This is a genomic window from Microcoleus sp. MON2_D5 (genome assembly GCF_036701905.1).
Lineage (GTDB): Bacteria > Cyanobacteriota > Cyanobacteriia > Cyanobacteriales > Microcoleaceae > Microcoleus.
Window position 1 is genome coordinate 150065 of record NZ_JAUBRM010000002.1, and the last position, 13520, is coordinate 163584.

Annotated in this window: 4 protein-coding genes; all 4 read right to left on the reverse strand. The window is 43.1% G+C overall.

Annotated elements, in window-relative coordinates:
* Positions 1-371 precede the first annotated feature (371 nt).
* The 4 genes from QUA47_RS01445 to QUA47_RS01460 all read right to left on the reverse strand — a co-directional run bounded on the left by QUA47_RS01445 (position 372) and on the right by QUA47_RS01460 (position 13488).
* A complete protein-coding gene (locus tag QUA47_RS01445) occupies positions 372-1661 on the reverse strand; it encodes a class I SAM-dependent methyltransferase (protein ID WP_333429421.1) in 1290 nt (429 codons plus the stop codon).
* A gap of 52 nt (positions 1662-1713) precedes the next feature.
* Positions 1714-2358, reverse strand: coding sequence for a methyltransferase domain-containing protein (locus tag QUA47_RS01450; protein WP_333429422.1), 645 nt, complete (start codon positions 2356-2358; stop codon positions 1714-1716).
* Positions 2359-2439: 81 nt separating this feature from the next.
* The gene (locus QUA47_RS01455; RefSeq protein ID WP_333429423.1) at positions 2440-7773 is read right to left on the reverse strand and encodes a tetratricopeptide repeat protein; all 5334 of its coding nucleotides are present in this window, start codon (positions 7771-7773) and stop codon (positions 2440-2442) included.
* A gap of 81 nt (positions 7774-7854) precedes the next feature.
* Entirely contained in the window at positions 7855-13488 is a 5634-nt protein-coding gene (locus tag QUA47_RS01460) for a tetratricopeptide repeat protein (protein WP_333429424.1), read from the reverse strand.
* Between the last annotated feature and the right edge of the window lie 32 nt (positions 13489-13520).

The following is a 13520-nucleotide window of genomic DNA, read 5'->3' on the forward strand; positions in this document are numbered from 1 at the left end:
AGCGCCGTCAAGGCGGTTGCTATATTTTATCCAACAGCAAAAGAGCAGAGAGTATCATGTCCGGTCGATTACTTTTAATAAAAAAGGTTGGATCGTTCGGACTTTAGTCCGCTATTGGGAGGACTAAACCCCGCACGATCCAACCGTCTCCATCCCGAGCAATCTATCGGACACGATCTAATATAGCAACCGCCACATAAGTTAGGACATAAATAACCTCATGAATAGCTCCGCAAAGGGGCGCTTCATAAACTGTTTGATTTCCCTACTATGTAACTGTCAACTGCTATAGCTTGACATCACCTTCGTTATCAAAGTTAATGAGGTATGTATTAAACTGAGCGAAGCTCTAAACACAACCGAAGAATTGGTTAAATTACAGATAGTCTCATGTCTTTTATGAAAAAACCTAATTGTCGTGTATCTTCGGACACTCCCAGCTCTTTTAGTGATAGTGAAACTTGAGAACGAAAAACAATTTCAATAACTTCATTTTCACCAATAATTTCTACTGGAATCCAAGTCTCTAACTCTTTGAGAGAATCTCCCTTGGCAAAGAACCACTCTCCTACAATTTTTTCATTACAAATCACTTGAATAGATGTTTGAGGAAGATCGTTGCTTAGAAACGCTATACCTGTAACTGATAGATGCAAATCCTTGCCAAGCCAGTCTAAACCCTTGGAAGAAGATAGATTCATTGTCAGAACCGCGTCACCGCTGTGAGTCCAAGTTCCTGACTTCTCCGATGCGTACCAGCCAAACGTTTGATAATTTTGAGCATTTCCTCCTGTTTTGAAGCTAACGACTTCACCAACCGAATAAGGTACTCTCTTAAATAATTGCTGTGGTGGAAACAAAGAAAAAGCAAAAGTTTGATGACCCCAAAGCGTTACAGGTTTCCAACGACTAGCAGCTTTGGATACTACTTTTTGCATATATTGATAGTAAGTCTCGTAGTAGTCCTCAGTCGTTAAAAATAGCTTATTGTCGCCGTATCCAATTGCTTTAAGATTGAGTTCAGGACAACTGTGAAATAGATGATGTGCAGCTTCGTCAACTCCCGGCCACCAGGGATTGTAAAAATCATCAAGAACTATAATACCACCCGGCGAAAGGACAGATTGAGCCAGTTTTAAATCGTTGAGAGTATGTTCCTTAGTGTGACATCCATCTACGCTGAAAAATCTGACTTTTTCACGCTGCATCTTTGAGAGAATATCTTGTGGTTTGACTTGGGTACTATCGGATTTTAAGATTTCTATTCTGTCCAGAGAACCGATATGTTTTTTGAGATTCTCAATCAGAGTTTCAAAATCGCCACAACCCGAGTTGTCGATGTTTAAATCTTGGTTTTCAAAGACATCAATCGCCAAAGCTTTTTCTCTAGTAGACCTCAGCAAACACAGTGCAATAAAAAACAATCCGTGATGCACTCCTATCTCGCACATTCCCCCCTCAATTCCTAATTGCTGCTGAAAATCTGACAGTAAAACAACGGCTGTCGCTGCCCCATCTAGCAACCAACCTTGAACGGATTTTCTGCCGCCTTTGCAGATGTAAGTTTGAAACTGTTCGGGATGGGATAAACCCCGATCGTGAATTCTGGGTAAGTTAAGTTTCACCGGAAATAAATTATGGGGCAATTCAAGCGTTAGCATAGTTTTGTCATCCTAATCTTGTTACTGGAAAAATACCTGTTCAAACTGAGAACTACTGATTCAAATCTTCCCGGATAACCGATGCTATAAATTCCGAGCGAGTAAAAAAGAAATATACATCTGTCATTCCAGTAGCGGGATCGTCCATCAACACTTTAAGCTGATGTATATCAGGAGGAAATACCTGCTGAAATTTCTCTTGTATGTCGCTACCATACAGCCTGAAATGACCGTGCTGTTTTTCATCTGGATACCCCCAATCTTTAGTTTTTCGCAAGCGACAAGGATCGGGTACTCCTAACTGCAAAAATCCGCGCTCGGATGTAACTCGCATCAGTTCTTTGAGAGCTAGACTGTCATCTTTAACGTGTTCGAGTACGTGATTGCAAACAACGATATCGTAACTCTTGTCACCTCGGTCTATACTTTGGATGTCTATCGAATTATGACTGCCGTAAATAGAAACTTCTAGAGAAGCAAACCATTCGGGTTGGATAGCTTTGTCAGGAGAAATTTGCAAAGCCGATAGGGATTTAAAAGGGATAAATTTAGTCAACTTAAGGTAGACTTGGCGCAGGCTCCGATGGCGCTCTAGCGAAAAACAGCTTTGACATTTAGGAGGTTTACCTGTAGAACTCATTCTTCCCCCCGGCCCTGCTACAAAGCTTTGACCGCCACAAATGTTACAAATTGACATACTCAGTAACCCCCTAGAAATTTATTGATTCAAATGAACGGGTAAAATTTTGACAAAATTTTGCCAAAATTTTACTCTTAATTAGCGGAAATAACTAGCGTGATAGACCCTTGACATTGGAGTATAGACAATCCGCATTTTGTTCAGAGTTCTTGCAATTGTGGCCACGCATTCTTGCCAAGCAATATCTTCCATGCCAGCTAACCTTTCCCAATCCAATCGCTCGATAAATTGTTGGCTAAAATACCAGCAAAAAAATTGAGGCTGCGATATTTCTATCAACAACTGACTAGCGTCACAATCAGGAAAAATCGGGAATTTGCCTGCTGGGGACAGAGCGATGTCGATATCATTGATATTGTTGGCGTAGGGAACAAGTTTTTGAGCTAAAACATCATTTTTCGCTCTAATATCTCTGGAAACAACTAAGGCTATATCCTCCCGGCTCGCGGCTGCCTTTGTCAGAGAAGGGAGCCAGCCTGCTGAAACAATCGCCTCGCAACTGAGCAAAACCATTGTTGAGTTTTCTGGCAATTGTTTTGTTGCACTAGCCAGAACATCCGAACACAAAGAAGAAGGGCCGTAGCGAACCTCAATGTCGGCTTTTTCTTGAAAGCGTTCAGTAATTTGATTGGCGCGAAGTCTGTTACTGCCAGAGAGGTAAACGACAATTTTTACCCCTTCCAGAACAGTATTGACTGCGATCGCCTGCAAGCACAACATCAGGGAATCAATCTCGCGATCGCCCCCAACAATTACAATTTGTGTCTGAACCTCTGAAGTTAGCAAATTACCGGGACTTTTTCTCTCAAGAGGGCTCGCGGTACTAGATGATTCTATCAACTGTATCCGGGATAGTGTTTGCTGCATTTTATGCAAATTATTGTTGTAATTCTCGACTTTCGTAATTTGGTTTTCGCACAAACCCATGTGATAATTAGCCAGTAAAGCTGGGATAAATTTGGGAAGGGAAAAAGCCGTATAACGAACAATCAACTCCCAATCCACTAGCCTCCGCATATCTTCTCGAAAGCCCCCCAATTGGTCGTAAATTTCTCGCCAATGAACAAACACGTTTAAGTCTATGTAATTTCGATTTTCAATCAGTGATTTATTGAAATGTCCGAGGCGAATAGCGCTAATCTCTGAAGCACCCGGAAGGGTTGTATTACCTGGGTAATGTTGCCAAATGCGATCGCCACAATAAGCCACTTTTGCCCACTGAGAATCAACTAGCGCATTCGTCATGATGAGCAAGAAATCAGGTTCCCATGTATTGTCGGAGTCTAGATAAGCAAATATATCGCCTCTGGCTCTTTTCATCGCCTCATTCCTTGCCTTAGAAACCCCACCGTTTGACCTGAGTTGGATTAAAGTGATTCGGTCAGTTTGATGTTCGTCAATAAATTTTTGAACGACTTCTACAGTATTGTCGCTACTGCCGTCGTCAGCAATTATCAATTCCCAATTGCCATAGCTCTGAGCTACAACCGACTCCATTGCCGTCTGAATGGTCTTATCTCGATTGTAGGCAGGCATAATAATTGAAACTAAATTACTTTGAGACCTCTTGGCGAATCCTTTAGCCAATTGATGCGTCCAAGCTTCAAGTTGCTGCAAGTAAATAGAATTTCTATTTTCTGGATGTACCATAGAACATTCTCGGTAATAGTACAGCCATCCAAACATTTCCTCCATTGAATTAACGGACATCAAAGGATATTTATCCGTTGACATTTTGATAGAACGAGTACACAAAACTTCCTCAGTACCCAAAATTTTCAAACTTAAGGAATAATTTTTTCCGTCACAGTAGGCAACGGGAAGGGGAATTAGGAATCCTGCACGGTCATTTTCATAGCCTGCTTTCCGGAGATCTGCACGCTCTACATTGCATTCTGCCTCCAGAATTACTTGTGTGCCATCGAGAATTTGGACTACCATCGTTTGATGGGGGTTATTCTCGTCTAAAGCCCAGCCTTTTAACTTTTTATCCTCAATGCCATCTATCCGACCTTTATATTTAGACGGACGGGGATCAAATTGGATCGTGTTCGGTGCATTGCTGCTGAGCAAGAAGTTATCAACAAACACCTCTACATTATGAAGATGGGAATCAAATAAACTGTGGGGAGTCTTCACCTCAAAACCGTAGTTTCCATCTCCGCATCCCTGTTGTTTTAGTTCCTCTATGTATCGATCGGCTAAGGCATTTGTGTAAGCCTTACCATCTATCCGAATCGTTATCTCTAAGCGTTCTAATGGTTGACTCTTGTTCCACACCCAGCCGCTAATTTTCTGCTCGTTGACGATTTCAAGACAGCCATTTAACGGATGACTGATTTCTGCGGGCGATCGCGACTTCTGTTCCTCAAATACCCGCAGCAAATCCACCGGACCAGTAACACCTGCAAAACCATCTTCTAGTGCTTGTTGAGCGAGGGCGGTGAAATACCCAACTTGTTTGGGATCGCTTTTCTCAATCTTTTCCAACCAAGGCTGAATGAATTTGTCTTGAATGCTAGTTTGAATCAACGAACGGTTCTGCGAAAAGTATTTCAAAATGAACAACACAGAACCGCGTATGTAGTAGTAGAAATAAATTTTGGTTGGTAATACACCAACTTGAGATTTTTTGGAGTGGTAAAGCTGGCTGGGAGGAATCATCGCAATTCGGTGTCCCTTTTCCCTAGCCCTCAAGCACCAATCTGTTTCCTCGAAATAGAGAAAATAGCGTTCAGGAATCAGACCGACTTCATCAAAAATTTTGGTACGGCAAAAAATGCTAGCACCCGTTACATAATCCACGTCGTAAATTTGGTCGGGAATTAAACTTTTATGCTGCCCGTTGTACAGGTGATAAGTTTGAAATTCTTGATTAGTTAATTTAACTCTACCACCCCCAAACCAAACTATTTCTGGATTCTGAGTCCAGCAGATTACAGAGCCGTAAATACTGATGTCTTGGCGGGTTTCTGCTGCGCGAACCAGAGTTTCGAGGGTATCGGGCTTAATAGTAGTATCGGGATTGAGAATCCAGACCAAATCAAAGCCAAACTGTTTCACATATTGAATCCCTACATTGTTACCGCCTGCATATCCTAGATTCTTTGATGTCCGAATAATCGTGTGCTTGTTGAACAAACACACTAACTCGTTGAACTCGATGTTAGGGGATTGATTGTCAAGGATAAAAATCTGGAACTGTTGGAATTGAGAGTGTTCTATCGAGGCGACTAATTTGACTACATCCTCGGTGCAATTGTAGTTAAGGATTAAAATTGCTACTTGGCCATTTCGCTGCACATTGGTCTTTAAGGGATTCCATATTTGGCACTTAACAACGTCGGTTTCAATCGCAATTTCGTCGATTTTTACAGCAGGGGTTACACTGGCTAAAAGACGCTGAGCAGCGCAATTCCACGTTAGTGTTTCAATGCTTTTCAAAGATTGTTTGAATAATTTTTCCCGCGTTTCTGGATTGATTTTAGCCATTTTAGACATCGCTTTAACTAGAGATTTAACATTTCCTAATTGGTATAGAAAGCCGTTGTATCCGTCTCGAACTATCTCTGCTATCATGCCTACATTAGGAGCGATCGCAGGACGATTAAAGGATAAGGCAGTCAGCACTGAGCCAGAGGTCAAAATTTTTCGGTAGGGAAGAACCACAGCATCCGCAGCATTAAAGAACCATTGCAACTCGTCATCTGGTAGGGATTCTTCGACGACGGTGATGTTCGGAAATAATTTTGCTTTGCCTGCGATCGCTCCTTTTTTAATGGGATGGACTGGCTTGCCTGCAATTAACAAATGAGCATTGGGAAATTCTTTTTGAACTTCGACAAATGCGGATAGCAAATCGTCAATCCCTTTATAGGGACGGATTTGACCCATAAATAGAAAAACTGTGTCTTCAGGCTGGAATCCGAAGCGTTTGCGAGCCGTATCTCGACTAACGTGGTTTTGATAAAAACCCACATAATGACCGTGATGAATAATCTGGACTTTTTCTCGCGGAATGGGAAATACTTCTTCGATTTCTGCCAGTGACTTCTCAGAGTGAATGTGGATTTTACTTGCCATAGCAGCAATAGCAGTCCGCAAGGCAATTTCCTGCCGGTGATAATGGCAGTCATGTGGCAGTATATTATGAACAGTCCAAATTAAAATTCCACTATTTAGCAAAAACTCAAATAGCTTTTGGAGAAATTCGTTTTTCAAAGCCTCGGCTGCTTCTGTAGTTTTAGCTGGTGCGAGGATGAAACTTGTCCAGTGCAAGTGAAAGACGATCTTCTTCGATTCGCTGCAATTCTCTTGAGATTTTAATTCTTGAATTGCCTCATCAATGTTTCCTGTTTTAATAATGCAGCTTTCAGGTCGGTGAGAATAGAGTAAAGTTTGGTAGGGATTTGTTTTGCGATAGTCGGGAAATAAAAAAACCGTAGCATTTTCAGCAATATCGCCTTCCTGTTCCTGCTGCAAAGCGATATTGTAAAAAATAACTGATTGCTCAATTTCACCTTGCTTTTCTAAAGCTTGAGCCAATGCAAAATACAATTCAGTATTATTGGATTTAAGCGCTAAGGCTTGATGGTAAAGTTGGATATTATCAGGATTTTGATGCAGCACTTTACGGTAAAAATCGAGGGCTTTATCGGCAGATAGCCCAGATTGATTTTGCAGCGCACTTTCAAACTTTTCTTGCACGCCAGGCAGATCCGAGTTTAAATCAATGGCGCGTCGATAAGCCCCGATCGCCTCCTCCCACCTCTGCAACTCCATCAAAGCCTCGCCCAAATTATAGTAAGACCAATGGAAGTCTGGATTTAGCTCGATCGCCCTTCCATACGCCACCGCCGCCTCTTCCCACTTCTCCTGCTTAATCAGCACATCCCCTAAATTATTGTGCGACCAAGAAAAGTCTGGGTTAAATTCGATCGCCAGACGATATGCAGCAACCGCCTCCTCTAACCTTCCTTGTCCTTGCCAAATATCCCCCAAATTGTGGTGGACTTCCCACAAACTAGGCTGAATTTCGATAGCTTTATGATAAACTATTACTGCTTCATCCAACTCACCATTTTTAACAAGACTATCCCCTAAACTCTGATAAATCTCTGCTGAATTAGAGGAGAGTTCTAAGGCTTTACGATAGGAATAAATAGCTTTCTCCCACTCCCTCTTTTTAGCCAAAGCTTTCCCTAAGCTGTAGTGAGGTTTAGCAGCATTGAAATTAGCTCCCGTCCCGTAAGAATACTTGTCTCGCTTACTCTCCTGTTCCCCAGATTCCGAGTCAACCTTTTTTAAGCTAACTAATTGAGGAGGTAAAAATTCACTATCTTGCTGCGATAAGGCGGAGGAATCTGAATGATTCTTTACTGGAAATGCAATAATCTTGGATGGGTTACTCATACCCTGTACCTGTTGTAATTTGAGACTGTTAAAGCAGTTGAATTTATTTTTCATCTCCCTAGCGAGGTATCCGGAAACTTGCTAAACTTTTGCTAGTTCAATAGCGCGATTGTAAGCCTCTATCGCCTCATCAATGTCGCCTTTTTCTTGCAAAGCATCCCCTAACTTTTGGTGAACCTCCCAGATGTCCGGTTTCAATTCAATGGTTTTTTCATAACATCCGATCGCCTCATCCAACTGACCCCAACTGTCCAAAACATCGCCCAAACTTTGATAAGCTTGAACCAAATTGGGGTTTAACTCGATCGCTCTCCGATAACAGGCGATCGCCTCTTCGCGCCGATCGAGACTTGCCCAAGCTTTTCCCAAACCGTAATGAGGTGCATCGAAATTCGGGTTCAGATCGATCGCTTGTCGGTAAGCCGCGATCGCCTCTTCCCACTGTCCCATAACGCTCAAAACTTCCCCTAAATTGTGATAAGCATCGGCATAACTCGGCTGCAACTGAATCGCCCGCCGATAACACGAAATAGCCCGCTCCAACTGACCCAGTTCTAACAAAGTGTTGCCCAGAGTAAAGTGTTCATCAGGCTTAGCCCAATTGATATCGAGAGTGAGAGCTTCATACCAGCATTCTGCCCCTGCTTGCGGCTGACCGGACTGCACAAATATCCTCGCTAAATTCCGGTAAGCCGATGCTAAATTAGGTTTAATTTTAATTGCTTGTTGGTAACAAGCAATTGACTTTTCCCAGTATTTCTGCTGAGCGTAAAGGCTGCCTAAATTGGCATGAATTTCAGCAAAATCCGGCTCGATTTCCAGCGCTTGAACGTACCAATACCTCGCTGCCTCTGCTTTGCCCATAGCTTGGGTAGCATTCCCCGCAATCTTGTAGGCAAATGCTGCATCCGGTTGGATTTCAATAGCTCGCTTGCACTCCGCGATCGCCTCTTCAAATTTCCCCTGAGCATAATAAGATTCTGCCTTTTTGATGTATGTTTCTGCACTGACAGAATTGACGATCGCCACAGGTTTGCCACTGTTACTACTACCGCTATCAAGTGCAGATAATGTTAAACTTTCGGCAGATTTTGAATGACTGTTATTCAGATTGTTTGCGGGTGCCGCAGAAGCGATCGCATCCCCAACTTCCACAGCGGCAGCAGGTTTGTGAGTGTTTCGATCGCCCTTTACCCGCGTCGCAGGGGCAACAGTATCCCTTGCTAGATGGTCGGCTACCAAACCGCTGTTGTTAAGTGCCGCAGCTTTCTCCAAACAGACAGCAGCTTCATGTAATTTTCCTTGCTTTTTTAACGCTATCGCCAGATTTTGGTAAGCAGCAGTTAAGTTGGGATTTAACTCGATCGCGCGGCGGTAACACGCGATCGCATAAGTAATTTGACCTTGCTTAAACAAAAGATTGCCCAATTTAAAATGCTGATCGGGCGATACCTTTTCCGGTTCCAAAGAATAAGCTTCGTACCAGCACTCGTTCGCCTCTTCCTGTTTTCCCTGCTGCCTCCACACCCTAGCCAAATTCCGGTAAGCTGGTGCTAAATTCGGTTGAATAGCAATCGCTCTTTGGTAGCAAGCAATTGCCGGCGATAGCTGTTTTCCCATAGCATACAAAGTGCCAAGATTTACGTAAATATCTGCCTCGTTAGAATTAATTTGGACGGCTTTTTTATAGCACTCGATCGCAGCTTCTGTATTCCCTTGCACTTGCAAAATCTTGCCCCACAGTTTGTAAGCAGCCACCGCATCTGGTTTGATTTCAATAGCTCGCTTGCACTCAGCAATAGCCGGCTCGAATTGTTTTTGAGCGTAATAAGATTCTGCCCGCTGAATGGAGTCATCAGCAGTTTCTGGTTGCCGAAAATCTGCCGTAAAACCGCTATCAACAACTGTCACAGCCGACAAAACCTCAGCCGAGTTTTGAGTAGCAGGTGCAGAATTTTCCGAAATGGCGATCGTATTTAACTGTTGCGGTACAGCAGGAATTGTTGTCGGCTGCTGCAACTGTACGCGAGGTTTTTCAGCGGAGATTGTGGAATCGATTTGCAGGGAATTAGCTGCAACATTTGCCCGCAAAGTAGATGTTTGGGGATTATGAGGTAACTCAGATTTTGGATTCAAACTCACAACTACTGTCTTGAACAAATCCCCAAAAATGTTAGCAGGTCGTTCAATTATCTTTCGATAACTAGCTACTTCTTCCTGCACCTTTTTTTGAGCTTTGAGAGCATTTCCTAACTGTTGGTAAGCTGCGTTTGAATTGGGGTTTAACTCGATAGCATGGCAGTAGCAGCGTATAGCCTGCGTTACCTGATTCTGCCTCAAAAAATTATCGCCCAGATGAATGTGTTCTTCAGGAGTAGCCTTGGCAGGTTCCAGAGAATACGCTTTAAACCAGCACTCGTCAGCCTCCGATAGCTGCCCTATTTGCGTCCACACGCGAGCTAAATTTCGGTAAGTTGATGCTAAATTCGGTTGCAGGCCGATCGCTTTTTGGTAAAATGCGATCGCAGATTGCCACTGCTGTTCCTGAGCATAAAGCGTCCCCAAATTAGTATAAGCTTCAGCAAAATCAGGATCGAGTTCAATAGCCTTAGCGTAGCAATTTTTTGCCTCCTCTACCTTGCCTTGAGCTTGCCTAGCATTACCCCAAATTTTATAAGCCCTCGCATCGGGTTTAGCTTGAATAACTCGCTGGCAAGCCGCCGCCGCCTGCTCGAATTTCCTTTGAGTATAAAATGCTTCTGCACCTTGAATGTAGACTTCTATATCGTCAGCTTTGAGTGCTAAAACACCTTGACTACTATTAGGATTTGGCTCTTTAATTTGAGCAAAATTGGCTTTTTGGTAACAGATTAAAGCCCGCTCCCAATTTTTCTCTTGGGTGTACAGAGTAGCAAGATTAGTATAAACTTCTGCAAAGTCAGGCTGAATTTCCAGAGCTTTCACGTACCAATCCTTTGCCTTGGCTAAGTTACCTTGTACTTGACAGATCTTGCCCAAGGTTTTGTAAGCTGGTGCAAAATCAGGTTTCTGCTTCAGGGCTTGCTCGCAAGCAGCTACAGCATCGCTTAACTTGCCTTGTTCTAAATAAAATTCGGCCCTTTTGTAGAAATAATCTGCTGATTCTTGATTCATGATTGGGGTAGTTTTTTTGGGGTTTTCAAGAAATATTAAAGTGGGGCTATTTTTTGAAGTAAAGAGATTAGTTGCTTCCAGCAGTTTTTGAAGAGACTTCAAATTAACTAAAATATCTTCACTCAATGGGTTTTGATACATTAACTGTCGAATTGGGTAACAATTAAAACTTTCTCCTATTATATAATAATGTGGAAGATTTAGCTGCTGAGATATCGCCCAATAGTATTGCCTGATATAATTGGGAGAGACTAGCTCAATTACTTTTGTTCCTGCACCACAAAAGATAATATTTGTTAGACCGCTGCCGTGAGGCGCTACGATAGCTTTGGCACGAGAAAATAAGGCTATTTGCTCCTCCAAAGTCATAGATTCTAGTAGCACTGAGACAAAGCCAAATCCGCTTAAAAATTCGATTACCTGTTCTTCATTGATGACTCGGCGATAGCTGGATTTGCTGCGGCTGACATAGATGCGTTCTGGATAGATATATTTGCGATCGTCTTGCTCGCTTACCTGTGTACCTTTAGGGAGAAAGATGTTCGCCCTACAGAGGTTTTGAAATTTTTGATTTAAAAAAACTCGTCTCAAAAACTTAAGCGCCTGCGGCGACAGCCAGCCCAAATATCCGGAAAAAGAGGGAACAATTAATTGTTTGGCTTGAATATAAGGATGGCGATCGCTCTCGATAATTTTATATTCAGGAATTCCTAATGCTTTCAGGGTTTCTCGCTGAAAAGGCTGCTGGCAGCTATTAACCAAAAACCGATCTATCTCTTCCAGGTTTATCCCCCAACGCTGCAGAACTTCTATGCGGGGCAAAATATCCACCATCCAGTGAAAATAGACATTGCCCGACAGTCCAGCCAATACCGCCACCGTACCGTCTATCTTTTCTAAAGGTGGCAATTCTTCGGGTTTTAAATTTAGAAACCTGTGCTGAGTAGAATGTTGATTTTCGCATCCCGGCAACTCTCCCGGATATTCGCGGGAAAGTTGGGGTAAAAGCCGATCGCCAGAATCGATAATAGCAATAGCATTGCAAATCATCCAAGAATTTTTCTGCGGTACAATCCAAGCCCGCCCGTTTGGGAGCGAAGTAACAAACGTTTTCGGCGACTCAACAGCAGTCTCTCCCTGCTGAGCACAAGAATATACGCCATTACCTAAATGCACAGGCTCAAACTGTCTGAAAATCCGCTTGAGACACCGCTGACAATCTAAGCCCTGACAGTCCGATTTTTGCTTTTGATTCCCGTCAATAACGGAGGGGTGGTTAATGGTTTCAACATCAGAGTCCGACACGGGTTGAAACCCTTGGCGGGCTACGGGAGAATGAATCAACTCCTGCTGTTTTTTCAATACAGCCTGCAACTGTTGGGAAACATCCGAGCGATCGCCCGTCATTACCAGCACCATGTGGTAAACTACAATCGCTGCCGAAAATCGTTTTTGCTGACTCAAGCAATCAGCCAGCCGCAAGTAAATATCCGCATTCTTAGGTTGAATTTGTAAAGCTTTTTGATAATAGCTTTCCGCTTGTTCGTACCCGCCATACTCGAATAAGGCGTTTCCCAAATGGATGTAAGTCTCTGCTAAATCGAGGAGCAATGATGAAGGATGAAGCAGATTGTTAGCAAGACTAGAAATGGCGCAACCAGAGCCGTCTTTTCCTTGAAGTTGCTTCAGAAATCGGACACAGGCTATTTGAGAGCGATCGAGTTCATTAAGTTCTTGTACGGAAGTCAACCGCATCTCTACTTGGCAGCAAAAACCCTCAACAAACTGGCTTTGCAGAGCAATCGCCTTTTGCCAACATAGCATTGCCTCAGCTAATTTGCCTTGTGCCATCAAAGAAAAAGCCCGATCGCCGTATGCCGAAACCAGATCGGGATCTTTGCTAATTACTAACTCAAAACATTCTATTGCAAAAGTATGCAGCCCCAATCTTTGGAATGCTTTCCCCAAATTGTAACGGGCCTTGACTAATTCTGGCTGCAACTCGATCGCGCGGCGGCAAAGGGCGATCGCTTCCTCTGGCTTCCCCAGTTGTAACTGAGCAATACCTAAATTATTGTACAGACCAGCATCATCCGGAGCCACAGCTATTCCCGCTTGAAAAACCACAATTGCTTCGTCAACTTTGCCCTCTTGCATCAGAATGCAGCCCCAATTGTTATAGGCATTTATCGCGTAGGATAAAAGAGCTAGTTGAGAGCTTTTTTTCCAACAAGATATCGCTTGCTGGTAACTGTAAATCGCTGCTTCTATCCTGAGTTGCTGGTGAACGGCAACGCCGATATTGTAGTGAGCTTTAACGTCATCTGGATTGACAGCCAGTGCCTGCCTGTAGCTGCCAATCGCCCCTGTAAAATCCCCCTGCTCTTGCAGAACTCTACCCAAATTGTGCTGCAATTCGGGGGTGTTTTTTCCGAGAGCCAGTGCCTGCTGGTAGTGAAAAGCAGCATCTTCTATCTTTCCCGCACGATCGCACAGCAAACCCATTTTGGCAAAAGCTTCTACTAAATTAGAATTTTGTTCCGTCCCTTGGGTGCTGAGCATACTTAATTAAATTAGTGATTTTAAAAGGTAAA